Origin of the sequence: Aureitalea marina, assembly GCF_002943755.1 — a bacterium.
Taxonomy (GTDB): domain Bacteria; phylum Bacteroidota; class Bacteroidia; order Flavobacteriales; family Flavobacteriaceae; genus Aureitalea; species Aureitalea marina.
Genome location: NZ_MQUB01000001.1, coordinates 1,467,569 through 1,493,446, shown reverse-complemented (window position 1 = coordinate 1,493,446; position 25,878 = coordinate 1,467,569). Strand labels below are relative to the sequence as shown.

Annotated in this window: 27 protein-coding genes; 15 read left to right on the top strand and 12 right to left on the bottom strand. The window is 46.9% G+C overall.

Annotated elements, in window-relative coordinates:
* Nucleotides 1–96 precede the first annotated feature (96 nt).
* The 10 genes from BST85_RS14695 to BST85_RS06800 all read left to right on the top strand — a co-directional run bounded on the left by BST85_RS14695 (nt 97) and on the right by BST85_RS06800 (nt 7,069).
* Nucleotides 97–1,227, top strand: coding sequence for a TonB-dependent receptor (locus BST85_RS14695; protein ID WP_342750406.1), 1,131 nt, complete (start codon nt 97–99; stop codon nt 1,225–1,227).
* Nucleotides 1,131–2,249, top strand: a complete 1,119-nt coding sequence (locus BST85_RS14690; protein ID WP_342750405.1) for a TonB-dependent receptor plug domain-containing protein — start codon at nt 1,131–1,133, stop codon at nt 2,247–2,249. The genes BST85_RS14695 and BST85_RS14690 overlap by 97 nt, the downstream gene beginning before the upstream one ends.
* 203 nt (nt 2,250–2,452) lie before the next feature.
* Nucleotides 2,453–2,929, top strand: a complete 477-nt coding sequence (locus BST85_RS06835) for a DUF2306 domain-containing protein (protein ID WP_104812566.1) — start codon at nt 2,453–2,455, stop codon at nt 2,927–2,929.
* A 7-nt stretch (nt 2,930–2,936) separates the two neighbouring features.
* Complete coding sequence (locus BST85_RS06830; protein ID WP_104812565.1) at nt 2,937–3,563, top strand: hypothetical protein; 627 nt, start codon at nt 2,937–2,939, stop codon at nt 3,561–3,563.
* A gap of 6 nt (nt 3,564–3,569) precedes the next feature.
* Complete coding sequence (locus tag BST85_RS06825; RefSeq protein WP_104812564.1) at nt 3,570–4,895, top strand: 2TM domain-containing protein; 1,326 nt, start codon at nt 3,570–3,572, stop codon at nt 4,893–4,895.
* Nucleotides 4,896–4,999: 104 nt separating this feature from the next.
* The gene (locus BST85_RS06820) at nt 5,000–5,293 is read left to right on the top strand and encodes a 2TM domain-containing protein (RefSeq protein WP_104812563.1); all 294 of its coding nucleotides are present in this window, start codon (nt 5,000–5,002) and stop codon (nt 5,291–5,293) included.
* A 2-nt stretch (nt 5,294–5,295) separates the two neighbouring features.
* Nucleotides 5,296–5,601 (top strand): 2TM domain-containing protein, encoded by a 306-nt coding sequence (locus BST85_RS06815; RefSeq protein WP_104812562.1) that lies wholly within the window; start codon nt 5,296–5,298, stop codon nt 5,599–5,601.
* Nucleotides 5,601–5,954 (top strand): 2TM domain-containing protein, encoded by a 354-nt coding sequence (locus BST85_RS06810; RefSeq protein WP_104812561.1) that lies wholly within the window; start codon nt 5,601–5,603, stop codon nt 5,952–5,954. Before BST85_RS06815 ends, BST85_RS06810 begins: the two co-directional genes overlap by 1 nt.
* Nucleotides 5,955–5,965: 11 nt before the next feature.
* The gene (locus BST85_RS06805; RefSeq protein ID WP_104812560.1) at nt 5,966–6,298 is read left to right on the top strand and encodes a 2TM domain-containing protein; all 333 of its coding nucleotides are present in this window, start codon (nt 5,966–5,968) and stop codon (nt 6,296–6,298) included.
* Between the two features lie 15 nt (nt 6,299–6,313).
* Nucleotides 6,314–7,069, top strand: coding sequence for a LytR/AlgR family response regulator transcription factor (locus tag BST85_RS06800; protein ID WP_104812559.1), 756 nt, complete (start codon nt 6,314–6,316; stop codon nt 7,067–7,069).
* A gap of 2 nt (nt 7,070–7,071) precedes the next feature.
* On the opposite strand, the gene BST85_RS06795 is transcribed toward BST85_RS06800, so the two are convergent.
* Nucleotides 7,072–8,283, bottom strand: coding sequence for an LETM1-related biofilm-associated protein (locus BST85_RS06795; RefSeq protein WP_104812558.1), 1,212 nt, complete (start codon nt 8,281–8,283; stop codon nt 7,072–7,074).
* Nucleotides 8,284–8,403: 120 nt separating this feature from the next.
* Between BST85_RS06795 and BST85_RS06790 the strand changes: the two genes are divergently transcribed.
* From BST85_RS06790 to BST85_RS06780, 3 genes are read left to right on the top strand one after another with little or no spacing between them, the layout of a single operon-like run.
* The gene (locus BST85_RS06790; protein ID WP_104812557.1) at nt 8,404–9,114 is read left to right on the top strand and encodes a DUF4331 family protein; all 711 of its coding nucleotides are present in this window, start codon (nt 8,404–8,406) and stop codon (nt 9,112–9,114) included.
* A 24-nt stretch (nt 9,115–9,138) separates the two neighbouring features.
* Nucleotides 9,139–9,861 carry a hypothetical protein gene (locus tag BST85_RS06785; protein WP_181039977.1) on the top strand — a complete coding sequence of 241 codons (723 nt, stop codon included), beginning with the start codon at nt 9,139–9,141 and terminating at the stop codon, nt 9,859–9,861.
* A gap of 14 nt (nt 9,862–9,875) precedes the next feature.
* A complete protein-coding gene (locus BST85_RS06780; RefSeq protein ID WP_104812556.1) occupies nt 9,876–11,156 on the top strand; it encodes a tetratricopeptide repeat protein in 1,281 nt (426 codons plus the stop codon).
* A gap of 162 nt (nt 11,157–11,318) precedes the next feature.
* Here BST85_RS06780 and BST85_RS06775 read toward each other — a convergent pair whose 3' ends face one another.
* Genes BST85_RS06775 through BST85_RS06755 form a run of 5 tightly spaced genes read right to left on the bottom strand, consistent with a single transcriptional unit; the run spans nt 11,319 to nt 17,558 of the window.
* Nucleotides 11,319–11,891 carry a hypothetical protein gene (locus BST85_RS06775; protein ID WP_146090671.1) on the bottom strand — a complete coding sequence of 191 codons (573 nt, stop codon included), beginning with the start codon at nt 11,889–11,891 and terminating at the stop codon, nt 11,319–11,321.
* 57 nt (nt 11,892–11,948) lie between these two features.
* Complete coding sequence (locus tag BST85_RS06770; protein WP_146090670.1) at nt 11,949–12,440, bottom strand: YdeI/OmpD-associated family protein; 492 nt, start codon at nt 12,438–12,440, stop codon at nt 11,949–11,951.
* A 3-nt stretch (nt 12,441–12,443) separates the two neighbouring features.
* Nucleotides 12,444–13,658 (bottom strand): bifunctional alpha/beta hydrolase/OsmC family protein, encoded by a 1,215-nt coding sequence (locus tag BST85_RS06765; RefSeq protein ID WP_104812553.1) that lies wholly within the window; start codon nt 13,656–13,658, stop codon nt 12,444–12,446.
* A gap of 2 nt (nt 13,659–13,660) precedes the next feature.
* Complete coding sequence (locus tag BST85_RS06760; protein WP_104812552.1) at nt 13,661–14,353, bottom strand: DUF2490 domain-containing protein; 693 nt, start codon at nt 14,351–14,353, stop codon at nt 13,661–13,663.
* 13 nt (nt 14,354–14,366) lie between these two features.
* Entirely contained in the window at nt 14,367–17,558 is a 3,192-nt protein-coding gene (locus BST85_RS06755) for a WD40/YVTN/BNR-like repeat-containing protein (RefSeq protein WP_104812551.1), read from the bottom strand.
* Nucleotides 17,559–17,672: 114 nt separating this feature from the next.
* On the opposite strand from BST85_RS06755, the gene BST85_RS06750 reads away from it, so the two are divergent.
* Nucleotides 17,673–18,809 carry a vWA domain-containing protein gene (locus tag BST85_RS06750; protein ID WP_104812550.1) on the top strand — a complete coding sequence of 379 codons (1,137 nt, stop codon included), beginning with the start codon at nt 17,673–17,675 and terminating at the stop codon, nt 18,807–18,809.
* A gap of 18 nt (nt 18,810–18,827) precedes the next feature.
* Entirely contained in the window at nt 18,828–20,300 is a 1,473-nt protein-coding gene (locus tag BST85_RS06745) for a MoxR family ATPase (protein WP_104812549.1), read from the top strand.
* Here the strand turns inward: BST85_RS06745 and BST85_RS06740 are convergent.
* From BST85_RS06740 to BST85_RS06720, 6 genes are all read right to left on the bottom strand, one after another.
* Nucleotides 20,295–20,900, bottom strand: a complete 606-nt coding sequence (locus BST85_RS06740) for a sulfite exporter TauE/SafE family protein (protein ID WP_219842115.1) — start codon at nt 20,898–20,900, stop codon at nt 20,295–20,297. The two genes, BST85_RS06745 and BST85_RS06740, sit on opposite strands and share 6 nt — an antisense overlap.
* Nucleotides 20,897–21,046, bottom strand: coding sequence for a hypothetical protein (locus tag BST85_RS14395; RefSeq protein ID WP_219842114.1), 150 nt, complete (start codon nt 21,044–21,046; stop codon nt 20,897–20,899). Before BST85_RS14395 ends, BST85_RS06740 begins: the two co-directional genes overlap by 4 nt.
* A 14-nt stretch (nt 21,047–21,060) precedes the next feature.
* Complete coding sequence (locus tag BST85_RS06735) at nt 21,061–21,438, bottom strand: LysM peptidoglycan-binding domain-containing protein (protein WP_104812548.1); 378 nt, start codon at nt 21,436–21,438, stop codon at nt 21,061–21,063.
* A 96-nt stretch (nt 21,439–21,534) separates the two neighbouring features.
* Nucleotides 21,535–22,191: an ATP-binding cassette domain-containing protein gene (locus BST85_RS06730; RefSeq protein ID WP_181039976.1), complete on the bottom strand. Its 657-nt coding sequence runs from the start codon at nt 22,189–22,191 to the stop codon at nt 21,535–21,537.
* Nucleotides 22,181–22,474 (bottom strand): hypothetical protein, encoded by a 294-nt coding sequence (locus BST85_RS06725; protein WP_104812546.1) that lies wholly within the window; start codon nt 22,472–22,474, stop codon nt 22,181–22,183. Before BST85_RS06725 ends, BST85_RS06730 begins: the two co-directional genes overlap by 11 nt.
* Nucleotides 22,475–22,483: 9 nt before the next feature.
* Nucleotides 22,484–25,789 (bottom strand): amidohydrolase family protein, encoded by a 3,306-nt coding sequence (locus BST85_RS06720; protein WP_104812545.1) that lies wholly within the window; start codon nt 25,787–25,789, stop codon nt 22,484–22,486.
* Nucleotides 25,790–25,878: the final 89 nt, after the last annotated feature.

The window sequence follows — 25,878 nt, the reverse complement described above, 5'->3', positions numbered from 1 at the left end:
GCTTGACAGTTGGTCCCGAAATTTCGACAATTGGGTCTCAAAGTTTATGGTTGGAACTGCTGCGATACGAGTTTTGTCCTCAAATCAACATCAATCATGAACAAATTAATCATCCGAATCATTCTCTTTGTATGCTCCCAATTGGCGGTGGCCCAGACCACCATCTCGGGTGTGGTCACCGATAAGGCCGGCCAACCCATCATGGGAGCCAATATTTATCTGGAAGGAACATACGATGGAGCCTCCTCCGATATGGAAGGCCGGTTCTCCTTTGAAACGAACAAAAGTGGCCTGCAACTGTTGCAGGTAAGCTATGTTTCTTATGAACCAATTAGTATGAGCGCCGATGTCTCCCAAATGCAAGATTTGGAAGTAGCGCTGACCGAGGACGTGAACTCTTTGGAAACTGTGGTGATCTCGGCTGGAAGTTTTTCGGCAGGGGACAATAGCAAGATCAGTGTGCTTAAACCATTGGATGTGGTCACCACAGCCAGTGCGCTTGGCGACTTTGTGGGAGCCTTGCAGACTTTGCCGGGAACCACTACGGTTGCGGAGGACGGACGCCTTTTCGTTAGGGGTGGGGAGGCCGGTGAGACCCAGATCTTCATTGACGGGATCCGCGTTTTTACGCCATACACGCCTACCACCAACAATGCCCCGACCCGTGGACGGTATTCCCCGTTCCTATTTGACGGTATCACCTTTTCTACCGGTGGGTATTCCGCCGAGTTTGGTCAGGCGCTTTCTTCTGTACTGCTCCTTAATACCATAGACGAACCGGTTCAGGAGAAGACGGACATATCCATTATGAGTGTTGGTCTCGGACTGGGAAATACCCAGAAATGGGATAAGGGATCGGTCAGTGTGAATGCCAACTACATCAACCTGGCACCTTACCTGGCCATCTATCCGGACAGGAACGACTGGGACAAACCTTTCGAGACGGCATCGGGCGAGACGGTGGTGCGCCAGCAATTGGGGAAGGGGCTGTTGAAGTTCTATGCGGCATTCGATCACAGCGACTTCGCCCTAACCCAGGAAGACATCAACTTCCCGGAAGGAGTGTACTTTGGTTTGAACAACAATAACTTTTATACCAATGCCAGCTATCGCACAGACTTGGGTAACAAATGGAATCTATTTGCTGGGGTAGCTATACCTACGCGCGGACCAAGGTCAACTTTGATCAGTCTAAAGTCGATGATCTTGAAAATTCCGGTCACCTGAAGGTTAACCTGAGAAAACGGTTTAACAGCAAGGTGAAGCTCAATTTTGGTGCAGAGCAGTTCTTGACCGATTTTATTGAGGAATTCGACGCCGATCAGGTGGATCTGCGCTATGGTTTTAACAATAGCATCACTGCGCTTTATGCAGAATCGGATATCGTATTTTCCCGTAGCCTGGCCTTTAAATTGGGTCTGAGGGGAGAGTACAGCGGACTGTTTGATTCCACCACACTTTCGCCTCGACTTTCCATGGCTGTCAAGACCAACCCCAATGGGCAGTTGTCTCTGGCCTATGGCGATTTTTACCAGCAGCCAAGCAACGAGTTCCTAAAGTTCAATACAGACTTCACCGAGACCATGACCCGACACTTTATCGCCAACTATCAGTGGAGGGCCAATAACCGTATATTCCGGGCAGAGCTTTACCACAAGCGCTATAAGGACCTGGTTACCTACGATGGAGAATTCCCTGGGTTTGGAAGTAATTTTGGTAATGCCGGCGACGGTTATGCCCAAGGTCTGGATCTGTTCTGGAGAGATAACCAATCCATTCAGAACGTGGATTATTGGGCCAGCTATTCCTACCTGGACAGCAAACGGACCTACCTGAATTACCCGGAAGAGGCCACGCCACCTTTTGCAAATGCACACAACCTGTCCCTGGTGGTCAAATGGTGGATACCAGACTGGAAGAGCCAGATTGGTGGTGCCTATCAGTTTGGCTCTGGCAGGACCTATACGGATCCGAATATTCCCGGCTTTCTGCAAAGCAACACCAAGTCGTATAACAGTTTTAGTGTAAACTGGGCCTACCTGATCTCACAACAAAAGATCCTCTACGTATCAGTTAACAATGTCTTTGGATTTAACAATGTGAACGGATATCAATATGCCAATACCCCAGATATGAACGGAAACTTTGCCAGAAGGCCCTTATTACCGGCTGCAGATCAGTTCTTCTTTGTGGGCTTTTTCTGGACGCTTAGCGAAGATGGAACGGACAATCAACTGGACAATTTATAGGGAAATGACAATTGGGTAATCAAATATGACAGTTCAGTCTGAATCAATTGTCAAGCCTGCAGCCCCTCAAGATATTTGTACCATCAAGATCAATCAATCAAAAACGAACATTAAATAAATAATCATGCAATCTGTAATCCTTTATCTAACCTTAATCTTCATCATCATACTGATGCAGATCTTCTAAACGAAAAGAAAGAACCATGTTTAGCGGAACCCTCGGAATTGTGCACACCCTCACAGCCATACTGGCCCTGATCTTCGGAACAGTGGTCTTACTGAACAAGAAAGGAACTGCCTTTCACAAAAAGATCGGTTATGCCTATGTGGGAAGTATGGTTCTAGTAAACGGGACCGCTTTTGGGCTTTACAATCTTTTTGGAGGATTTGGATTATTTCATGTCCTGGCGCTGATCAGTTTCATTACACTGATCATGGGAATGATCCCGGCCTGGTTGAGAAAACACATCAAACATTGGTACATCATCCACCTGAAGGTAATGGGTTGGAGTGTGGTCGGGCTTTATGCAGCCCTGGCCGCTGAAATATCTACCCGATTTGTTCCTCGGGAATATTTTATGATGACTGTGGTTGTTTCCAGCCTGGCCATCATCGCCTCAGGCGGGTATTGGATCTACAAAGTAAAACGACAAGAAGAACAAAAATTAACCACAAAATAAATTCATCATGAGAACGATCATTATCCTAACCATTAGTCTATTGTCTATCGTGGGGATGGCCCAAAACAAATACCAGCAAGGCATGACCAAGGCCTTCGAACTTTGGCAACAGGACAAACCCTGGGAAGCGGCCAATATGTTTGAACGCATAGCCAGTGTGGAGACCGATAATTGGTTGCCAGCATTCTATGTGGCCCAGATCAATGTGCTATACAGCTTTAACGAAAAGGACAAGGACAAATTAACCGCTCAATTGACCAAGGCCCAGAATTTCCTGAACGATGCCAAGGCCCTTACTTCGGACAACGCAGAGATTCCTTTATTGCAAGCACAATTGTACAGTGCCTGGGTGGTCTTTGACGGCCAGACCTATGGTATGCAATACGCCCAGAAGATAGGTGAGCTGTACGGAGATGCCCAGAGCCTGGATCCGACCAATCCCAGGGCCGCTTTTGGGAAGGTAGAATGGGATATGGGAACGGCTCAATTCTTTGGCCAGCCGGTCGAACCCTTCTGCGAGAAGATGCAAGCGGCACTGGAACTTTTTGCTAACTTTAAACCTGCCGGGGAATTCTATCCGCAAGGAGGCGAAGAGTACGCCAGATCTGCTGCCGAAGCCCGGTGTAATCAATAATTGGACATGCAGATCTTTAGAGAAATAGGAAAAGCACTGTTACTTGGGGTACTAATCTTTATCCTGAGAGGGGTTATCGGTTATATCAACGGTGTTCAATATGGGGATGCAGGAGACATCCTGATCGATTTTATTCATACCCAGATCTATACCGTGATCATCTATATGGCCAATGCCTACTTTTTCCAATATCTCATGAGCAAGTACGGTACCGACTTTCGCAAGAGCAGGTTACTGATCCGCTCTTTAGCAGGAGGAATGGGAGTCACCCTGATCGGTATATTCCTAGCTCGACTGATCATCATCGTCTTTATGGGAGGGGAGTCCCTCATTTCTTTCCTGGAGAGAGAACGGCCGCAGGATTATGTGGGCGGAATGATCATTTCCCTGGTAGTTACCATCGTTTTCTTTTTGTTTTATTATTACCGTTATACCTCCGAAAAAAAGGTTAAGGAACAAAAGATCATAGCCGGTACGGCCTCGGCCCAGTTCGATGCGCTGAAGAACCAACTGGATCCTCACTTTCTATTTAATAGTTTGAACGTTTTGACCAGCTTAATCGAGGAGAATCCGCAAGCGGCGACCCGCTTTACGACTTCGCTTTCTAAGGTTTATCGATATGTACTCGAGCAAAAGAACAAGGAACTGGTGACGGTAGAGGAAGAGCTTCGATTTGCCAAGATCTATATGTCCCTGATCGAAATGCGGTTTGAAGATAGTATCATCTTTGAGACTCCTGCCCAACTGTCCAATCCGGATGCGAAAGTGGTACCCTTATCGCTCCAGTTACTGCTGGAGAACGCAGTAAAACACAACCAGGTGACTCCGAGCAGGAGATTGCACATCCGCATCTATGAGAAGGATAACAACTTGGTCATTGAAAACAATGTTCAGCCTAAAAAAGTGGTCAAGGAAAGTAGTGGGGTAGGATTACAAAATATCCGCCAGCGCTACTATTTACTCAGTGACAGGCCAGTTAGGATACAAGGTGACGAAAAGATTTTTAAGGTGGCTATTCCAATGCTGACCAGACAAAGCAAAGGTGCAACTACACAAGAGGTTTACCTATCCAGTAAAAAATATGAAAGGGCCAAAAAACAGGTCGAAGAGGTGAAAGGATTTTATGTCCACTTGACAATATACATAATCATGGTACCTGTTTTCATTTATCTCAATTATCGTAGTACTGGGTTCCCCTGGGCCATTTTTCCCATCGTTGGATGGGGTGCTGGAGTGGTAGGACATGCCATGGAGGTATTCAAGTACAATCCCTTACTGGGGAAGAACTGGGAAGAGAGGCAAATACGTAAGTACATGAACGAAGAAGATTGATTTTGACAGTTGGGTAAGCGGTTTTGACAGTTCGGTCAGATGCTTTTTCAAAAGCTGTCCCCGGCAAGTACTTTTACCCTGTTAATCAATTAAAACGAAACACAATGACAACTTACAATCAAGAAGAGCGCTACTACCAAGCCAAGAAAAAGGTAGAGGAGATCAAAGGCTTTTATGCCAATTTGTTTATCTATATCATCTTCATTCCGATCTTTATTTGGATCAATTCTTTTTCGAGCAGTTTTCCATGGGCCATCTTTCCAATCGTGGGATGGGGGATCGGTGTATTCTTTCACGGGATGGAAACTTACAACTACTCACCGATCCTCGGTAAAAATTGGGAAAAGCGCAAGATCAAGGAGTTTATGGACAAAGATGACGAGCTAAAACCTTTCTAATCATGGAATCAGATAACCGAGAGAACAAGTATTTAAGGGCCAAGGAAAAAGTGGCCAATATCAAGAAGTTTTATACTTCCCTGATGTTCTACGTGGTGTTCATCGCTTTCCTGGGCTGGTTAAACTACTATTCCAACGGATGGAGATATATGTGGTTTCTCTGGGCAGCTTTTGGATGGGGGATAGGAATTGTCTTCCAGGGCTTAAAGGCCTTTGGCTGGATGCCATTTATGTCCAAAGACTGGGAAGAGCGCAAGATCCGTGAATTCATGGACGAAGAAGAACAAACCCGTCAACGTTGGAAATAATGAGAACAGAACGACCTGAAGACTACGACCGATACCAAAGGGCGTTGAAAAAGGTAGAGGCAATCAAAGGTTTCTACGGACACCTGCAGGCTTACATTATCGTGAATGGGATCTTTATCCTGGGACGCTTAATAGGACCCATTGTGATCGGTGTTCCGGAAATAGGGCCAGACGCCTGGAGATGGATAGACATCAATATTTTCGGTATGCCTATTTTCTGGGGTATCGCCTTGGCGATACACGGCTTGGTGGTGTTCCGATATAAGATCCCCATCCTGAAAGATTGGGAAGAACGCAAGATCCGCCAAATTATGGAAGAAGAGAATTCTGAATCCAATCAGCGCTGGTCATAAATACAGTAATCATGGAAGATCCACAAGAAGAAAGATATGAACGTGCCAAAAAGCGCGTAGATGAGATCAAAGGCTTTTATACTCACTTGGTTGTCTATATCATAATTAACATCTTTATCATCCTTGCACAGATCGGGGTGTTTAGCCAAGGCTGGTATGGCCTGGAGTTCCCGGGATGGGCTGTATTTACCACACCTTTTTTCTGGGGAATTGGGTTGTTCTTTCACGGACTAAATGTCTTTACTAAGAACTTCAGTTTCTTCAAGAGATGGGAAGATCGCAAGATCAAAGAATACATGGACAAGGAGGATGAGGGTTACAAGCGAACCTCCCGCTGGGAATAAACCGTTTACAGTTTGATGAAAGTACTTATTATAGAAGATGAAAAACCCTCTGCAAGAAGATTGCAGCGGATGTTAGAACGCCATGGAGTGGCGGTTGATCAGATGTTGCACAGCGTGGAGGAGTCCATCGAATGGTTTGCCAATAACCCCCATCCGGATCTGATCTTCCTGGACATTCAGCTCAGCGATGGGCTGTCCTTTGAGATCTTTGATGAAGTTGAGGTCAAGAGTGCCATAATCTTCACCACGGCATTTGATGAATATGCCTTACAGGCCTTTAAGCTAAATAGCATTGACTATTTACTTAAACCGATAGATGAGGACGAATTGGGTCGCGCCATTCAGGAGTACGAAGAACGCAACCCTTCACCCAGCAACGTCCAGCTCAATTTTGAGGATATTAAAAAACTGCTGGTCAACCCGGTTGGCAGGGAATACAAAAAGCGTTTCACCACCAAGATCGGCCAACACATCAAGATGATACCGGTGGACGAGATCGAGTGCTTCTATTCAGAGAACAAGGGTACTTATGCTCATACCATCGATGGCAGGGGCTACCTCCTGGATACCACCCTGGAGCAACTGGAAGGAGAATTGTCCCCAGAAAAGTTCTTTCGTATCAGCAGGAAGTTCTATGTCAATATCGACAGCATTAAGGATATCATTTCCTACACGAATTCCCGTCTGCAGCTAAAGCTCAACTCCTACAAGGAACAAGCAGTTATCGTGGCCCGAGAGAAAGTCAAGGACTTTAAGATCTGGTTGGAATAGCCTTATTCCTTATCGGCTATCCTGTTCTCATCGAAGGAAGAAGGTAACAACTGTGGGATCAGCTTCATGAATAAAGGCAATAAAACCGTGCCCCCAGGCAACAAGAAGATGGCCAGGGATGGGATGGATTTGCACATATCCAGCAATTGGGTTCTGACCTGTCTCTTTTCTTCCCGGTTCAATTCGCGGACGGTCGATTGTCCCAGTAGGACCATCAATTCACCACTTTCGCTCAATTCCTTGGCCAGCCGTTTTCTGTTTCTCAGTATTAACAATCGCACTGTAGAAGTACTCTGATTGTAGAACTGCCGCACCGGGTGGGTATGATCAAAAAGGGAAATTTTACTGGCATGAGCCTCTGAAAAATGGACCAGGTGCTCAATTGATCCATCCAGTTCCGACGGATCCAATTCCATGATCTGTGTTAACTCCAACAAGAAGGCATATTCTCCTTCTTCCATTTTCCGGTCTTCCCAAACGGCCAGTAAGGCGATATCGAGGACATATTTCTTTTCCCTGTAACTGGCTTGCTTCAAATAGGGCATAGCTTCCAACTCCAGGTATTTTCCTATTGCTTCTGATCCGTGAGCGTGCTCCAGGGAATCGCGCACCAATTCCAACAATTGCAGGTCGTATTTATTCTTATCCTTTTTGGCGTGTAAGGCTTGTAATGCCACGCTGATCAGTGCGTTTTCCAATTGGCCGGCATAGATGGATTCCTGCTCGGGGTCATCCAGGTAGCTGGCAAATCTCAGCACATCGACATAGAGCAGGGCATAGGTCAGTAGGCTGGTAGAGCGATTACTCGCCAGGTTATTGTGCTCCTGTAGTCTGGCGCTGAGAATGTTCTCTAGTTTGCTCTGAGGCTTGCGTGCCATGGATAAGCGCTGGAGCCAGCCAGTCCGTCCCCGGTCGATAGCGTGGTAAAAATCGATGATCTGTTGCAGATCCAGTTCCCTTTGGTCCACATCTCTTTCCGAGGCCAGGGTCCAGATCAAAGCGTGAAACAGGTTGACCTTGGCCAATTCCAATTGGGTCAATTTCAGGGTGCTGACAGGCGATTCAAGCATGGGTCTGACAGAGACTCCATAGATGAATCCACTGCTTCTCAAATGGTCGTACAGTCGGTCGTGACCGGGCCCATCGAAAACTAGTTCATCAGGACCAAATTGTGTAAGAAATTTCGATATCCAACCGCTGGCAGAAGGGTTCATAGAAAGTTTAAATTTGAATACCTTTACAGCTTGATTTGAGTAACGAATTCAAATATCGAAGCATATCACCCGTTTATCTTTCGATTGCTTGTTAAAATTAATGATTATACCCGCTTAGGAATGAGAAAATCCAATTTATTTATAACCCTGGCCGTGTTGGTCGTGGCAATTGGCAGTTTGATGCTGCTGTCCGCAGACCACCTGGATGCACCCGATATCGCCGGCACTTCGGCAGATATTGCGGATCTATACGCCTTTGAAGGAGACAATGCCAATAGCACTGTTTTTGTTGCTACTCTTCAAGGCCCGTTGACACCAGGGGCCGTAACCAATAATGCGCAATTCGATGAGGATGTCCTGATCGAATTCAACATTGACAATACAGGGGATTTTATAGAGGACCTGGTCATCCAAGCCATCAAGCGAGAGGATACCATGTATTTCTTTGGGCCCGCACAGCCTGTCAATACTGGGCTGTCCAGTGAAATTCTGACCTTTGCGGAGCGGAACCAGGTTCAAATCTCCTCAACTGAAGAGACCTTTATAGAGACCAATGGCAATATGAAGTTCTTCGCTGGTCCCAGACGGGATGCCTTTTACTTTGATTTTAACCGCTTTAACGAGGTGGTTGGCGGAACGGCTGCTCCGGACGGGTTCTTTCCTCCTGAAGAAGCCACTGACTTTTTTGAGGACCTGAATGTTTTGGCAATAGTCGTGGAGGTCCCTAACGCCATGCTTGGAACAGCTCCTCCCCATGTAGGGAGTGCGGTCGGATTAGAAGATCTGCCACCGGCATATAATGTCTGGGTTTCTGCCAAGCGCAAAGAATAATTTGTCCATCTCTTAATTCAATACATGAAAGATTTTAATCGATATATACTTTTCTTCGGTCTTGTGCTAGGTTCTTTCTTACTAGTTAACTGCGCCGACGACGACGATAACAACAATATAATTGAACAGCCTACCTGTGATGACGGAATACAGAATGGCGACGAGGAAGGAATTGACTGCGGTGGCAGCTGTCCACCCTGCGATGAAAGTACAGAACCAGATTTCAGTGGTACCTTCACTCAGGAAGACATGGTAGGACGTCCGGGTGTCAATACGGTCTTTAGCGGAGAGAATGTGACCAAGAGTGAATTCAATATTACCGCAATCACTGAACGTACAGCCTTCCAACCCATTTTCGAGAATACGTTGGAAGCATATCACGATGTGTATGGGGATGCTCTGGAAATCGAGATCGATTACGAGACCAATATCCTGGGATGGGATGCGCCAACCTTTACAACGGTTTTAGCTCAGTTTGATGCGCTGCAGGTTGCACCCACAGGGCAGACCACCTATTTTGATCCAGGGACAGGGGTTCTGTTGACCGGACGAACGCTGGCCGACGATGTAATCGATATCTCCTTGACCCTGATGTTTGGAGGTAAGGATGGTACCCGTTTTGACGGATCGGATCAAAATGGTGATGGAGAGCCGGATACGCCTCAACTGACGAGTGATGGGGTGGATTCCGGAGACCGGGATTTTAGCCTGCCATTCCCGTATTTGGAAGATCCCAAGCAGGAATAGTCAAGCATTATTATATGACAGCAGGCAGGATCGGTTTACTGGCCTTACTCGTCCTGATTAGCTGTGTTTCCCAGCAGGAAACCCCTCTGATTAGGACGGCAGATTATTCGGCATATCTGGATACCTCCCGCTGGACTACGGCTACGGATATCCAGGAAGAGATCGAATTCTGGTCCTCCAGATTGAGACCAGACAGCTCAGGTCTGGGCGAATTGGCTCCTTTGGCCTCCGCCTACGCCCGTTTATATGATTTCCAATCGGATTACGATCATTTACTAGCTAGTGAAGCCTTGTTGCAAAAGGCCGTTTCTGTTGCGGCTATAGATAAGAAAGCCTATGTGCGGGCGCTCTCCCGTACTCTGATCAAACAACATCGATTTAGTGACGCCCTGTCCGTTTTTACAACGGAGTACGCAGGAACCCCACTGGAAGTTGAGGATCATTTTCTCTTGTTTGATTGCTATCTGGAGATCGGAAAGTCAGAACAAGCCCGCACGCATCTGCAAGAAGTAGAAGACCGAAGCCAAATGGGTTATTTGATCCGATTGGCCAAATTACTCGATAGCGAGGGAGATCTACCAGCTGCGATCAGGCAATTGGAAGAAGCCAGGAGGATTGCCCTATCCAGAAACCAGCAGGAATTGATCGAATGGACGACCTCCAACCTGGCGGATTTCTATGTGCATGCCGGCCGATTGGAAGAGGCCTATGCGCTTTATCTCGAGGTGATCAGATCTAGGCCGGACCATTTCCATTCCTGGCAGGGACTTGCCTGGTTGGCCTATTCTGTCGAAAAGGACGTCGATCAGGCAATTAGAATTCTGGATACACTTGTTTCAGTCAACGAGTCACCTGAGTACGTATTACGTCAATTGGATATGGCTCGTTATGTTGGGGATTCAGACCAAGTCTCGGGATTGAAGAACAAATTCTTGATGATATCTGGTGAAGATCAGCAGGGTGGACTATATCGTATTCCTCATGCCTATGAGATTCTGGAACAGAACCTCGATCGGACAGAAGATTTGCTAGAACTCGAAACTAAACAACGTCAGACCGATGAGACCATTGTTCTGTTGGCAACCATAAGATCTGGTCAGGGACAGCGGGAAGAGGCTTTAGAACTAATGGAGAAGATCGCTGTTCAATCTGCAGAACCCATCACTTTATATCATATGGCGAAGCTGTACAAGGACGCGGGGAATCGGGAAGAGGTATTCATGCTCCGACAGCTCTTGAAAGATGCTTCTGTCGAGCTTGGCCCCAATCGGGTCAGACAGCTGGAATCACACTAAGGAGTTCCAGAAATTTGGCATCCTTTTTGTTTCCTATTGTTTGTCTACCGTAAATGAAACATAAAGTAAACACCAAAGCTTAGGTTGTCCCTAAAAAGAAACATTTACATACGAAAAAGACCCTCACAAGGAGGGTCTTTTCGTTTGATCAAACAAAATTGGTTATTGGATCACTCCTCCACAACTGGCCTCTGATGCGCTAGTGGTAGGATCGTAATCTGTTTTAAGCACGATCAGGGCTTTCCCTGAAATATTTTTGGTATCGTCGTCGCAATCCAAGCACAGCCTGTCTGAGGTGAACTCTAGTGTTCCATTCCCTTTTGCATCCACTTCAAACATACCAGACTCCTCTGTTAAGATGCTTGTGTCGACTACCCAGTCACCATCAATTCCTAGGTTTGGTCTCCAACTCCTACCGGTTGGCCCTGTGTCTTTAGAATCGTTTGATACCCTGTTGAAGACGTAAAGATTGTAGGTAGTTCCAGTATCTAGGCCAACAAATTTGGCAACCATAGTAAGTTGTCCATTTGCCTCAGAGATTCTGACTTTACCATAGGCGTCTGAATCGTTGATCGGTATTAGGCGTCCACCGAGCTCCATTCTATCCGAAGGCTGATCTACCAATTTATTTTCTGTGGCAACTGTTTCCGTTTCTTGAGTTTCTTTAGCATTATCCTTGCAACCCATCAGAATCAAAAGACATAGGGAAAATAAGGTCAAGGGAATTTGTTTCATGTAAATCGAGTTAAGATGAAGAGAGAAAGTTAAGGCCTTTCAGCTGGAAAGACAAGCTTATCGTCTGTCCACCACCAACTCTTTTCCATTGCTAATGCCCAGAGCGAGGTTATTTGCAATGACCAGGGATTTATCGATCCTGGTCTGACTATTTTTAAATCGTTTGACATAGTAGATCAATGAGCGTTTTAAACCATCGCTAAGTGATTCAAATTGAGCATATGCCACAGGATCGCTGTCCAGAACGGCTTGAAATTCTTCCGGGACCTCAACACCATACTTACTGGTATCAGGACTTAATCGAATTTCTACAGGATCAGTTGGACCTACACCGAGGGATTTTTGGTGTTTTTTGCTGAACATGATGCGGTAAGAACCTTTGATCCGCTGCAAAGCTGCATGAAACTCAACTTCCTTTTCTTGATACCGGCCATGTACCACCACTCTTTTTTTACCGCCGTCCAGCATGGAAACGGCCAGATCGTCTGGTATGATCAGGCTGTGCATTCCTTGCAGATACACGGTTATCCAAGCGCTCGGTTCGTTCAAAATCTAAGTGATAAGTGAGGTTATCACCTGGGTTTCGCTATGTAAGGTCCGGTGAACCGGACACTTGTCAGCTATCTGAAGGATTCTGGCCTTTTGTTTATCGTCTAGGTCTCCGGTTAATTTGATCTCCCGGCTAAAGGTATCGATCTTGGCACTATCCGTTTCGCAGGCCTCACAATCTACCGCATGTTGTTTGTCGTAAGAGGTATGCACCTGGATATTGTCCAATTGCCATCCTTTTCTGCGGACATACATTTGTACGGTCATGGCCGTACAGGCCGACAATCCAGCTGAGACCAACTCATAGGGTGTTGGGCCATAGTTGTTTCCTCCATAATCGGCTGGTTCGTCTGCCGTCATATAGTGAGAACCCACCTTCATCTGGGTAGTAAATCCCTGATCCCCATCAAGACTGGCTACCACATCGTGTTGGGTTTTTACCAATCCCTGTTCTTCCCGCTCAATATAGCGCGATGCCCATTGGGCGATCACTCCACCGGCGTAGGTGGAATCTACTTTGTTCATCAACAGGTGGTCCGCACCATCCAGGCTCACAAAGGACTTGGGATGATGAGCAGCGATATAGATCTCTTCCGCATTCTTGATCTCCACGGTGGTGTCCTGAGGTGAGTGCATTACCAACAAGGCTCTTCTGAGCCGCTTGGCCACCTGAGGCAAACGATGCTTTTGCAGGTCGTCAAGGAACTGTTTTTTTATGGTGAAATCGCGACCACTAAGTTTCACCGTAGCTTGCCCCGAATCTTGAATCGTCTGTAGATCGTCCGTAAATAAATGACTGACATGTTCCGGATTGCTGGGAGCTCCAATAGTAGCAACTGCCTTGACCGAATCCAGTTGATCGGCTGCAAAAATGACGGCTGCTCCACCTAGGGAATGTCCGACCAAAAGGGCAGGAGACTGATAATTATCTTCCAGGAATTTCGCCGCCACAAGCAGATCTTCCACATTGCCCGAGAAATTGGTGTCGGCAAAATCGCCCTCGCTCTCTCCCAATCCGGTAAAGTCGAATCGCAATACGCCAAATCCGGCGAAGGTCAGGGCCCGGCTGATGTATCTTACGGCAGAGAGGTTCTTATTGCAGGTAAAGCAATGAGCAAATAAGGCAAAACTGTGGGGGTGCTGGTCGGCGGGTAGTTCCAGACGGCCGGTGAGTCGTTCACCCTCGGCATTGTGGAATTGGACTTTTTCCAAGTTCATGATCAGTTTTTATCGGTTTCCTTTTTACGTAAGTCGGTATCCCAAAAGATAGCTAACTGCAAGCGGTCGAAATTTGATCCACTAAAGTGATTTTTTAGATAACCGGCCTGAATATTGACCAGGTCATTGATCTTGTAGCCAATAGCTCCATATAGTCGATTCTGGCCAAAAAGAGGCTCCTGCAGATTGATAAAGATCTCATCGTAAGCCGCAAGGAACCATTTTTCATTTAGGGGAAAGGTAATCCTTAAGAAATATCGTGCTCTGTGCTGAGTATCAGTACTTCCATCGCCAGATTTTAAGAAGCGCTGTTCCAATCTGTAACGGTGCATAAATCCAAATTTACCAATCTTATTCTTCAGTATGAACTGTTGAAAGATCCTGTTCTCGGTTGAATTTTTCCCTTCAGGAGGCTCCTCGAAAGTGGGATCAGTGATTATGTATCCATATCCCAGGGTGGCGATCGCGCTTTCAGAAATGTGATAATTGGCCCCAGTTCTGAGCAAAAGCTGGTTGAAGTTGCTAAAGAACTGGTAGTCCCTGTACTGGACCTCGGTATGGATACTCCATTTATCTGCCACCCGATTCGTACCAAAGTACATGGCCCAGATTCCCAGCTTGTCTTCACCGGTTTCCTGGGCCTGTATTTGAAACAGGCCCAGGAAACAGCAGCACAATAGTGTAATTCTCTTCATGGATTGAATTTAGTTAATCGATTTGGAAGGTTTCTGTCTCTTTAAAAGGAGACAATTCTACCGCCTCCAACTTCGCCTTGAATGCCGGCCAATCGTCCGTAAAGAAGCCATTGGTGGTGTTCAATGCGGATTGTAGTGCTTCCCTAGCCTGCTGTAAGAGTCTGTTCTCTGTGGCGGTCATCCCGTTAGGTCGAGAAGCGGCATAGAAACGCGCTGTGCCCATTCTACTCATCACTGTGGGTAAGGGACTGCGGGTAATTCCTTGCCTGTCGTCCACTTTACCGAGGTACAAGGCCACTATAGAATCGATCTTCTTAGTCACCTCTTTGGACTCGTCGATTAGATCCTTGTATTTATCCTTGTCTTCTTTCTTCATGCGCTTGTTGAAATCCTCAGTCACGTTCTTACTTTCTACCAATTGCTTTACAGCATCGGCCGCAGTCTGAGTCATGCCTTCCAATACTTTTGAACGGTCATAGGACTCATTAATCGCCTTCTGAGTGACATCCAATCGGGGATCACTGGCTACAGTGACATTGGTTTTGGAGGTCTGGTCCAGATAGGACAGCTCTGCCCGGTATGTTCCTGGCTTGACGCTGGTTCCTCCTGGTTCGTTTCGACGTTTCCGGATAGTACGACTAGGTCGGTCTACACCGGCTTCGTCCATAAACCAGGTCCAGGTGAATACACCAGTGGTATCAGGGATCTTCCGTTTCAGGCTGCGAATCAGGCGGCTGCCGTCATAGATCTTCATATACAATGAATCCTTAGAAGGTTTGTCCTTGTCCGCTTCACTGTTTTCCTCTTCCTGACTGTCATCAGATTTCTCTTCTTCTTTTTTCTGGAAGTAGTACTTCATGATGGACCCGTAATCCCGATTCTCGCCATTGTATAAGGCGTCTCCACCAAAACGAGTTCCGCTGGCTTCCCGGTAAGAGGCCTGATAAGCCGTTGGCGGGTCAAATAATTTGATGTTACCGTCCAATATGCTCTTGTCTTTCGCAAGTGCACGCAGCGGACGAATATCATCTAAAATCCAAGCCGCTCGTCCAAATGTTCCAATGACCAGGTCGTTCTCCCTTGGGTGGATCACCAGGTCTTTTACCGAGGTGGTTGGAAAACCGTTGGTCCACTTATCCCAATTGGCACCAGCATCGAAAGAAACATATAAGCCATCGTCCGTCCCTAAGAATAACAAGTTCTTCTCAATCGGGTCTTCAACGATCGATAGGGCATAGCTGATCACATCGTTCTGATCTACTATACGGGTCCAGCTGGCTCCGTAATCTGTGGTGCGGTACACATAAGGCGTGTAGTTGAAGCGTCGATAATCGTTGGCTACCAAAAGGGCTTCTCCTTGTCTTTTATTGGATGCCTTTATTTGCACGATCCAACTTCCTGCTGGCAAGCCTTTGATGTTTTTAGTCACCTCGTTCCAGCTGGCTCCGCCGTCCCGGGTGTAATGTACGCGGCCGTCATCGGTGGCAGCCCACATCATGTTTTGCTCCAGTTCGGAAGGTTCTATAACTAAAACTGTACAGTGATTCTCTGCGCCGGTAGCGTCCATGGTCAGACCACCACTTTCACTCTGTTTCTGCTTTTCCGGGTCGTTGGTGGTGAGATCCGGTGAGATCACCTCCCAGGTCAGGCCCTTGTCTGTACTCTTGTGCACAAATTGACTTCCAAAATAGATCGTATTGTTGTCAAATGGGTCAATATTGATGGCGGAATTCCAGTTAAACCTGAGGAGCATATCCGGGTCCGGGTGGGTAGGACGTACCGAATAATTGTTCCCTGTCTTCCAATCGTATCTGCTCACAAAACCTTGCTGGCTCATACTCCAACCAAATTGGCTGTCATCCCGGTCCGGAACTACGTCAAATCCGTCACCAAAGGAGATTTCCTGCCAGTAATGGTTTCTGATACCCTGGCTTCTCCAGACATAAGCCGGCCCTCTCCAGCTACCGTTATCTTGCATTCCACCGTATACATTGTAGGGATATTCATTGTCCACGGCAATGTGATAGAATTGTCCCACCGGCAGATTACCGATGAAGCGCCAGGTTTTTCCACCATCTTTGGTGATGTTCAGCCCACCGTCATTACCATCGATCATGAATTGGCCATTCTCCGGATGTATCCACCAGGCATGGTGATCCGGGTGAACCCCATTGCTCACTCCATAGGCTGGCATTAGCTGTTCAAAGTTCTTCCCGCCATCTTCGGATACGTTCACATAGGTAAATATGCTGAAAACCCTATTCTCATTTTCTGGATCCACATAGATCTCCGAGTAGTAGAAGGGGCGGTTCCCAATATCGTTCTTGTCGTTTACCTTACTCCAATTGAATCCGCCATCGGTGCTCTTGTATAGTGCATTCTTCTTAGCTTCCACCAGTGCATATATCACGTTGGGTTTGTTGCGGGCTATGGCCAGTCCGATACGTCCTAGGTCCCCTTTTGGTAATCCTTCTGCATCGGTCATCTCTTTCCAAGTGTCCCCACCATCGTGTGTTATGTAGATCCCAGAGCCTTCTCCGCCAGATTTAAAGAACCAAGGGTCTCTCTTGTGCTCCCACATGGCTACGATCAATTTGTTTGGGTTGCTTGGGTCCATGACCATATCTGCGACTCCGGTCTTGATATTATTGAACAGAATCTGCTTCCAAGTCTTCCCACCATCCGTGGTTTTGTAAACACCTCGCTCCGGGTGCTCTCCCCAAGGTGAACCAATTGCTCCTACGTAAACTACATCAGGATTGGTCGGATCTACAATGATGCGGTGAATGTGCCTTGTCTTTTCCAATCCCATAGATATCCAGTTTTTACCACCATCTAGGGACTTGTATACCCCAAAACCGCCGTTCAAACTGTTTCGTGGGTTTCCTTCTCCGGTACCAACCCAGATGACCGATGGGTTAGATTGTTGGACAGCAACAGCTCCGATCGAAGCCGTTGGTTGATCGTCAAAGATGGGCTCCCATTTGATCCCTCCACTGGTCGATTTCCAAAGTCCACCAGACGCCGTACCGACATACATTACATCGGGATTGCTAAGTTGAACATCTATTGCGGTAACCCGTCCAGACATCCCACCAGGACCGATATTCCGAGGTTTCATGCTTTTTAGTAAATCCTGGGAAACGGATTGTGATAACAATGGTATTGCCGTGAGAAGCAGAAATAGCGCGAGTAATTTTCTCATGTTATGAATGGTTATTTTTTTTTGAATTTTTAAATATATGGAATTGGTCTCGGGCAACTCTTAAAAGCCTGTTAATAGAGGGAGGGTTACAAGTATTCATCGTATTTTTAAGTAATGAAAAAGAAAATTAGTGCTTCCGGCTTCTTGTTCACTTCACATCAAGCCAAGGAGATTAGTCCTTTCGATAAATTACTGGATATCTTCCAGGAATTGATCACTCATACTTCTGGTGATTTTGACGAGGCCATAGACTGGCTGAGGCAGTTGGACGAAGAGTACAATCTTACAGACGAAAATTACACCATTGACGACTTTATTGAAGAACTGAAGGAGAAAGGTTATATCCGTGAAGAGATTCGACCGGATGGATCCGGAAAAGGGGAAGGCAATCTGAAGATCACTGAGAAGACCGAACGGGTTTTGAGACGACGTGCCTTGGACCAGATATTCGGTAAGTTAAAACGCAGCGGAGCCGGTAACCACAAAACAAAATATACTGGCCGGGGAGACGAGCAGGCCGGAGAGTATCGCTCCTTCCAGTTTGGTGATCCGGTAGAACGGATCTCCATGACAGAGAGTCTGCGTAACGCCCAGGTGAACCACGGAATAGGGGATTTTCATTTAACAGAGAACGACCTGGTTATTGAAGAGACCACCTTTAAGGCCCAGATGAGTACGGTCTTGATGATAGACATCAGCCATAGCATGATCCTCTATGGAGAGGATCGGATAACCCCAGCCAAAAAAGTTGCCATGGCCCTGGCCGAGTTGATCACAACTCGTTACCCAAAGGATACCCTGGATATTCTGGTCTTTGGTAATGATGCCTGGCCGATCAAGATCAAGGATCTGCCTTATTTGCAAGTGGGGCCTTATCACACCAATACAGTGGCAGGTTTGCAGTTGGCGATGGACATGCTCAGGCGAAAGCGCAATACCAACAAACAGATCTTTATGATCACGGACGGGAAGCCAAGTTGCCTTCAGTTGCCAGACGGACGTTACTATAAGAACAGTGCTGGACTCGATCCGGAAATTGTCGGGAAATGCTATACCATGGCCCGACAAGCTCGGAAATTGCATATCCCAATTACCACCTTTATGATCGCACAGGATCCTTACCTGATGCAATTTGTAGACAATTTTACTGCAGCCAACCAAGGGAAGGCATTTTATACCGGTATCAAAGGACTGGGTGAAATGATCTTCACCGACTATGAGAACAACAGAAGAAAACGCTTAAGACCTTGAAAAAAATTGAAAAAGAATATGAGTACCACCACCCCATTGAAGATAAGCACCTTCGGAGCCTTAAAGAAGGCCGGGTATCAGCATAGAAGCATCAAGGATGAATTGAGAGATAATTTATTGGTCAGGTTAAAAGATGGAACACCCACCTTTACGGGTATTCACGGATATGATCATTCCGTCATTCCGGAGTTGGAAACAGCCATCTTATCCAGGCACAATATCAACTTGCTTGGGCTAAGAGGTCAGGCCAAAACCCGTTTGGCCAGGCAAATGGTCCAATTGCTAGATGAGTATATACCGATTGTCGCCGGAAGTGAGATCAATGACGATCCCTTTCAGCCCATTTCTCGCTATGCCAGAGAGATAATAGAACAGCAAGGAGATGATACTCCTATCGAGTGGTTACACAGAGACGATCGCTTTGCCGAAAAACTGGCCACTCCAGATGTAACTGTAGCCGACCTGATCGGTGATGTGGATCCGATCAAAGCTGCTAATTTGAAGTTGACCTACGCGGACGATAGGGTGATCCACTTTGGAATGATTCCCAGGGCCAACCGATGCATTTTTGTGATCAATGAATTACCCGACCTTCAGGCACGCATTCAGGTAGCCCTGTTCAATATTCTTCAAGAAGGAGATATACAGATCAGAGGTTTCAAACTAAGACTTCCGCTGGATATGCAGTTTGTCTTTACGGCCAACCCGGAGGACTACACCAACAGGGGAAGCATAGTTACCCCGCTGAAAGATAGGATCGGGTCCCAGATCCTCACGCATTATCCGGAAGACCTGGAAACTGCTCGGGTTATTACCGATCAGGAGACAGCCCTGGCCAGTGAGCAAAAGGGTCATGTATATGTGCCGGAACTGGCCAAGGATCTCTTGGAACAGATCAGTTTTGAGGCCAGGCGAAGTGAATTCATTGATGCCAAGAGTGGGGTGAGTGCCCGCTTGAGTATTACAGCCTACGAAAATTTGTTAAGTACGGCAGAGCGTCGCGCCCTGATCAATGGCGAAGAGAACACTACTGTTCGCGTAGGAGATTTTATGGGGGTGATACCTGCCATCACCGGTAAGGTCGAATTGGTCTACGAAGGAGAGCAAGAGGGAGCCGCCGAAGTGGCCGAGCAACTGATCGCCAATGCCGTAAAGACCCAATTTGAGGCGTATTTTCCGAAGATTCAGAAACTACAGAAAGAAAGCGATGTTGATCCGTATGACGGCATAGTGGCCTGGTTCTTTGAGCAGAGTGGCTTTGAATTGCCAGACAGCTTGACCAATGCTGCCTACAAAGAACAACTGGACACCATCAAGCCGTTAGATAGTCTGCTTTCCAAGTACACCCCGGATATTTCGTCCGAGGACCGCTATTTCTTTAAGGAATTTGTGCTATGGGCTTTGTCAGAATACGATAAGCTGAGTAAACATCATATGAGCGAAGGAGTTCACTTTAAGGATGTTTACGGCAGCTATATTTCAGGACTATAATAATTCTGGTATGGCTCTTATGATCAGCACCAGGCCACTGATCACCATAAAGGCGATGACCCATTGACGAAAACTGCGGGCACTCATTCGTTTTAAGATCTTTTTCCCGATCCAATTTCCCAGCGAAGCTCCAATTCCCAATGCGATTCCGTAAGTCCAAAGTTCCGGGCTCAATAAACCGAAGAAGGTATAACTGCCCACCTGTGCCAGGCCCAGGAAAAATGACTGAGCTCCCTTGGTACCAACCAGAGCTTCTTTTGTGATGCCAACATTGAGTAGAAATGGATTGAGAATGGGGCCCATTCCTCCCGTAAATGTACCGACCATAGATACCAGGAATCCAAGGGGTATAAAATGCCAAAGTTCAGTCTTAAAGGCCGCCTTTCGTTTACCAAACCGGTATTGAAAGACCGTACTGACCAGGAACAGGCCTACGGCCAGTTGTATCCAAGGGATATTCACCCGGCTAAACCACCAGGCTGCCAAAATTGCCCCTAACATGGCAGAAGGCACGAAATACCAGAAAACCCGCCAGTCGATATACTTCCAAAAGATGAGCACTCTGGCCGGCCGGCTCAAGAAAGCTCCCAGGTTGATCACCGGGCCGACTGTGCTGCCCCGATCAGGAAGTTGACCGCGGGGATCTGCATCATGGCTCCTCCACCGCCACTAATGGTGGACAAAGTGAAGCTTGCAGCTCCAAGAGAAAAGAGAATCAGTAAGAGGTCCCAGGGAAGATCGATCATCTCCTCGGATCAATTCAGAGGTTAGGAATGATGAGTTCCTGGCCGGGTTTAATCAGGTCGGGGTTCTTAAGAATATCTGTATTGGCTTTGAAGATCTGATGGTATTTCATGGCATCCCCATAATAATTTTTGGCGATCAGACTAAGAGATTCTCCGGAAGCAACAGTATGCCGGGCATAGACAGAATCGTCAGCTACTTTTATATCCGCCATTATATCACAGGGATTTTCCCCACCAACTCGTTTGATCTCGTCCCAGAGCTGGTCCTTTTCATGAGGTGTTGCAGCTGTTCCCCAAACTTTGAGAACATCACCATCTACCTGGACATCACCGTCCTGTATGTTTAATTTTTGTCCCAGATCCAGGACGCTTTGATACTTTTCTTTAACCATGGTTTAGTGTTTGTATGAAGGTTTTAAGTTAGCTATTTATGTTTATTATCAAGGGTTTAGATAAAAAATAATTTATGTGATCACATTTGTTTCGATTCAGTCTATCCGATAGTCAAACTTATTCCAATCTGACTGGTCCCTGATCCAGTGTCCTATACCTTCTTCCAAGACCATGTTCCGATCGGTGATGGCCTCTACTTCTCGGTAATAGTGATCGGAAATCAATATGGCAGAATGGGAAGCCCATTGCAGGATCAATTCCTTGGCCCGCTCAATTTGAATGGGTTCAAGCATGGTAAAGGGTTCGTCCAAAATAAGTACTGGACGTCTCAAATTCCCGACCAGCAATAATTCGGTGATTTTTCGTTCTCCTATGGATAATTCGCCCGGACGGTTATTCATTAAACCGGATAATATAGGATCGTAGTACAACAGGTCCTGGTCGGCCTCTTCCTTAAGGTAAAGCGGGATCAGGTCTCGTATTTTGACGTGGGCCGGTAAAAAGGGTTGCTGGGGTACATACCCTAAGATCCCGTTCAATAACAAATTTTTGGGATGCACTGACTCACCATCCACTACTATGGAGATCGAACTGGATATCTGCCCGGCTATACATTGAAAAAGTGTGGTCTTGCCGCAACCATTTCGCCCAAAGATCCCGATCACCTCACCAGTGTCGACCTGCAGACTAACGGAGTTTAAAATAGCCCTGCTGCCGTAGCTCTTGGAGATGTGACGCAGTTCAAAAACCACCGAAGAACATGCTATAAAAACCGATCAGTAAAAGAAAGACAGGCACAGATATGATGAGTTGTATCAGGAGTGATCCACACATCAATTTCCACGAACTTATACCAGCGTTCAAGTAAAAGATTCGCTCATTCGGCCTAAATTGACCGTGTAGCAGATGAGCTCCAATTGGGGCCAGGGTCACAAAGAACAAAAATCCCCATGCCATACCGAAGATGGCGGTAAGTAGCACCCCTATTCCTACCGATAGCAGGACAATGCCTTTGAAGTACTGCCAATAGATCACCCTTTTGTCTTATTGATGTCCAATGTGACAACCACAACCAGCTCGCATAAAGCTCTGGCTGGTCTCATGCCAGGGGAAGGCCTGGTTGTAACCACTGATCTCCCACCAAAAAGGAGGTCGCTCCTTTGGAGAATTACCAATCTCATTCATGGTATCTGCATCGTACAATCGACCATTGGCCATGACCATTTCTATGCTTTGGGTGTTCTCGATATTGTCCAGTGGATTATCGGTCAGCACAATGAGGTCAGCCATTTTTCCGGCTTTTAGTGACCCGACGAACTTACCGGCTCCTATGTAATTGGCGGCATTGATGGTAGCCGTTTTCAAGGCTTCCATGTTAGACATCCCACCCTGGGCCATCATCCAGGTTTCCCAGTGAGCGCCCAGACCTTGCAATTGGCCGTGGGCCCCCATATTGACCTTAACGCCATTATCGCTTAATGTTTTGGCTGTTTCGGAAACCAAAATATGTCCATTATCGTACTCCTCTGCTGGAGCTTTGTTTCTATGGCGAGAACGGCTATCCACGATCCGACGAGGGGTAAACCTCAAGAGTTTCTCATTCTCCCAGACGTTGTCTCTTTCGTAGAAGTAATATTCACCGTTTAACCCGCCGTAATTGACGATCAGGGTAGGGGTATAACCCGTTCCGCTGGTCTTCCAAAGTTCAATGACATCCTTGTATACCGGAGCTACCGGTATATTGTGCTCTATTCCGGTATGTCCATCCACGATCATGGTCATATTGTGATAGAAGGTCGATCCACCTTCCGGTACCACATTGATGCCCAATTCCCGGGCAGCCTGCAGTACTTGCTGCCGTTGCTCCCTTCTAGGTTGATTATAACTCTTCACACTTCCGGCTCCAAATGCCTTGGTACGTCTGATATTACTTCTGGCGTCGTCCAGGCTATTGATCACTGCCTTAAAGTCGCCATCCGCACCGTAAAGAATAAAGCCGGTGGAGTAGAGTCGTGGTCCAGTCAAACCTCCACTTTTAACTAATTCTGAAAGTGAGAAGACAGTCTCTGTGTTGGCAGATGGATCGTGGGCTGTTGTTACCCCATAGGCCAGGTTGGCCATGAATTGCCAGTTCTGCTGAGGTGTCAAGCCGTAGCGGAAGGCACCGATATGGGCATGGGCGTCCACCAATCCTGGCATGATGGTCTTGCCCTTCAGGTCATAGACGGTGGCCCCTGAGGGAGGGATGACCAAATCACGGACTCCCATAGATTTTATTCGGTTGTTCTCCACGATGATGGTCCCATTTTCAATAACCTGATCGTCCTCCATGGTGATTAGCCGCGCATTGGTCAATGCAATTATTCCTGTGGGCTTGTTCCAGGGCACGCTAAGGCCGATGTCAGTTCCGTTCTTGGTGGTTGCTCCGACCTTATCCGGAGAGCCGGGTAAAAAGGTAAATCTGTCTTTGAGATTGTTGGAGAAGTACTCGCTGCCTAGAGTCCACATGATCTTCTGAGAATCACGGGACCAATGAATGTTGATCCCAGCGTCTTCGGCCAGGGCGGATACCGGCACCGATTTACTTTTGTCGTCAAGGGATACCGATTTTCCGGTCATCATCAGTGGGGCAACAAACAATTTGTGGAGATGGGTGAATGCGATCCATTTATTATCCGGACTAGGCACCAATCTATTGGCATATTTGGAGCTAATGTGCTCTCTTTTGTCTATACCGTCTAGATTAACACTGATCAACTTTTTGGTCAGACTACCAAAATAGGTTCCTCCTGTTTGAAGAATGATTCGATCCCCATCTGCACTGAAGATCGGATATTCCCCTTCTGTAGTGAGGAATTTTTCTTCTCCGCCAGAACTGGGCATGGTATAGACACCAGGATTCTTGGTGAAGGTGAATCCCTGATCCGTGTTTCCCCGTTCTTTCCTGAAGACCAGCATACGGCCATCCCGGGAATAAGATGGGGTCCTGTAGGTCCCTTTACCGCTGGTCAATGCTCTTGCGGTACCTCCGTTAAGTGACACGGTCATGATCTTCCCTTTTTCTTCATCGTTCCAGCTTACAAATACAACCTGTTGCCCATCGGGACTGAAACTGGGTTCAAACTCGAAATCTTCCCCGCTAGTCAGTCGGGTCGGTGTACCATTGGGCAGTTGCTTTTTCCATAAATATCCAACTGCCTGGAAGACCAGGGTGTTCCCATCAGGAGAGGTAATTGCTTGCCGGATCACCTTGGGTGAGAACTCACTTCCCGGCATAGGCAGATCGAATTTGACCGTTTCTGCCAGTTGAATGTTTACATTAACTTGAAAAGGAATATCATTGATAGACAGCGAGTTAGCTTCGATAATCTTTATCTTTCCCTTGTCCCAAAAAACCAATTGACCACTGGGTGTCCAACTCATGTTGGGATAAACGCCAAAGATGGCCCAGGCCTCTGCCTGGTCTTTGCTCAGGTTGTCATATATGGGCCACTCTTGCCCAGTTTCCAGGTCGTGAACAAATAGAACGGTCTTGGTCCTAACCCGCCGTACAAAGGCCATTTTCTTACCATCTCTTGAGATGGTGGGTCGGGCTGCGCCACCGGGTCCACCGGTTACCGTAATCGTCTTACCAGTTTCGAAATCATATCGCTTGATCACATAGATCTGATCGTTGGGGTCTTTGTTGTATTGAAAGAATCCCCCGGGATACATGTCCTCACTGTAATAGAGATATCGGCCATCGGGAGATACAAATGGTTCGTTGACATCCTGTTGGTCGTTCTTTCGTTTGGTGATCTGAACGCCACTACCTCCGGTCATATGATATTGCCACATCTCGCCGGCTCCCAGGCTACGCCCCGAGGTGAAATGCTTACGGGCTATTACGTACTGACCATCCGGTGTCCATACACCATTATTCAATAGACGAAAACTCTCTTTGGTGATCTGTTTGGGGTCAGTTCCATCCGCATTCATCACCCATAGGTTGTCCCCACCGCCTTCATCGCTCGTAAAGAGAATCTTTTTTCCGTCCGGGCTAAAGCGAGGCTGAAGCTGATAAGGGATTCCTGTGGCAAGAGCCTTTGCCTGCCCACCTTCAATTGGGATGCTGTAAATATCCCCCAAGAGATCGAATACAATGGTCTGCCCGTCCGGACTCACATCCAGGTTCATCCAAGTGCCTTCTTCAGTGGAGAATTGATGCGAACGGTAGTTGAAACCCATCCCGGGGTTCGCAACTTCCCATTCTTTAGATGCTGTAGTTGATTCTTTTTTCTTTTTGCGTTGCGCGAGGGAAGGCTGTACCAAAAGAATAGCCAGGAACAGCCAGGTTAGTTTGTTGAACATGAAGTTGAAATTTAACTCCCTAAAATACCAATTTTAAAGGGGTTGGAGAGTTAGAAAGTGTTAACGAAATGGCCCGTTGGTCGAATTTT

Bases quoted from the DNA above. Each gene is read 5' to 3' on its own strand.
- BST85_RS14695 (WP_342750406.1), top strand. From the start codon at position 97: ATGAACAAATTAATCATCCGAATCATTCTCTTTGTATGCTCCCAATTG.
- BST85_RS14690 (WP_342750405.1), top strand. From the start codon at position 1,131: ATGGAATCTATTTGCTGGGGTAGCTATACCTACGCGCGGACCAAGGTC.
- BST85_RS06835 (WP_104812566.1), top strand. From the start codon at position 2,453: ATGTTTAGCGGAACCCTCGGAATTGTGCACACCCTCACAGCCATACTG.
- BST85_RS06830 (WP_104812565.1), top strand. From the start codon at position 2,937: ATGAGAACGATCATTATCCTAACCATTAGTCTATTGTCTATCGTGGGG.
- BST85_RS06825 (WP_104812564.1), top strand. From the start codon at position 3,570: ATGCAGATCTTTAGAGAAATAGGAAAAGCACTGTTACTTGGGGTACTA.
- BST85_RS06820 (WP_104812563.1), top strand. From the start codon at position 5,000: ATGACAACTTACAATCAAGAAGAGCGCTACTACCAAGCCAAGAAAAAG.
- BST85_RS06815 (WP_104812562.1), top strand. From the start codon at position 5,296: ATGGAATCAGATAACCGAGAGAACAAGTATTTAAGGGCCAAGGAAAAA.
- BST85_RS06810 (WP_104812561.1), top strand. From the start codon at position 5,601: ATGAGAACAGAACGACCTGAAGACTACGACCGATACCAAAGGGCGTTG.
- BST85_RS06805 (WP_104812560.1), top strand. From the start codon at position 5,966: ATGGAAGATCCACAAGAAGAAAGATATGAACGTGCCAAAAAGCGCGTA.
- BST85_RS06800 (WP_104812559.1), top strand. From the start codon at position 6,314: ATGAAAGTACTTATTATAGAAGATGAAAAACCCTCTGCAAGAAGATTG.
- BST85_RS06795 (WP_104812558.1), bottom strand. From the start codon at position 8,283: ATGAACCCTTCTGCCAGCGGTTGGATATCGAAATTTCTTACACAATTT.
- BST85_RS06790 (WP_104812557.1), top strand. From the start codon at position 8,404: ATGAGAAAATCCAATTTATTTATAACCCTGGCCGTGTTGGTCGTGGCA.
- BST85_RS06785 (WP_181039977.1), top strand. From the start codon at position 9,139: ATGAAAGATTTTAATCGATATATACTTTTCTTCGGTCTTGTGCTAGGT.
- BST85_RS06780 (WP_104812556.1), top strand. From the start codon at position 9,876: ATGACAGCAGGCAGGATCGGTTTACTGGCCTTACTCGTCCTGATTAGC.
- BST85_RS06775 (WP_146090671.1), bottom strand. From the start codon at position 11,891: ATGAAACAAATTCCCTTGACCTTATTTTCCCTATGTCTTTTGATTCTG.
- BST85_RS06765 (WP_104812553.1), bottom strand. From the start codon at position 13,658: ATGAACTTGGAAAAAGTCCAATTCCACAATGCCGAGGGTGAACGACTC.
- BST85_RS06760 (WP_104812552.1), bottom strand. From the start codon at position 14,353: ATGAAGAGAATTACACTATTGTGCTGCTGTTTCCTGGGCCTGTTTCAA.
- BST85_RS06755 (WP_104812551.1), bottom strand. From the start codon at position 17,558: ATGAGAAAATTACTCGCGCTATTTCTGCTTCTCACGGCAATACCATTG.
- BST85_RS06750 (WP_104812550.1), top strand. From the start codon at position 17,673: ATGAAAAAGAAAATTAGTGCTTCCGGCTTCTTGTTCACTTCACATCAA.
- BST85_RS06745 (WP_104812549.1), top strand. From the start codon at position 18,828: ATGAGTACCACCACCCCATTGAAGATAAGCACCTTCGGAGCCTTAAAG.
- BST85_RS14395 (WP_219842114.1), bottom strand. From the start codon at position 21,046: ATGATCGATCTTCCCTGGGACCTCTTACTGATTCTCTTTTCTCTTGGA.
- BST85_RS06735 (WP_104812548.1), bottom strand. From the start codon at position 21,438: ATGGTTAAAGAAAAGTATCAAAGCGTCCTGGATCTGGGACAAAAATTA.
- BST85_RS06720 (WP_104812545.1), bottom strand. From the start codon at position 25,789: ATGTTCAACAAACTAACCTGGCTGTTCCTGGCTATTCTTTTGGTACAG.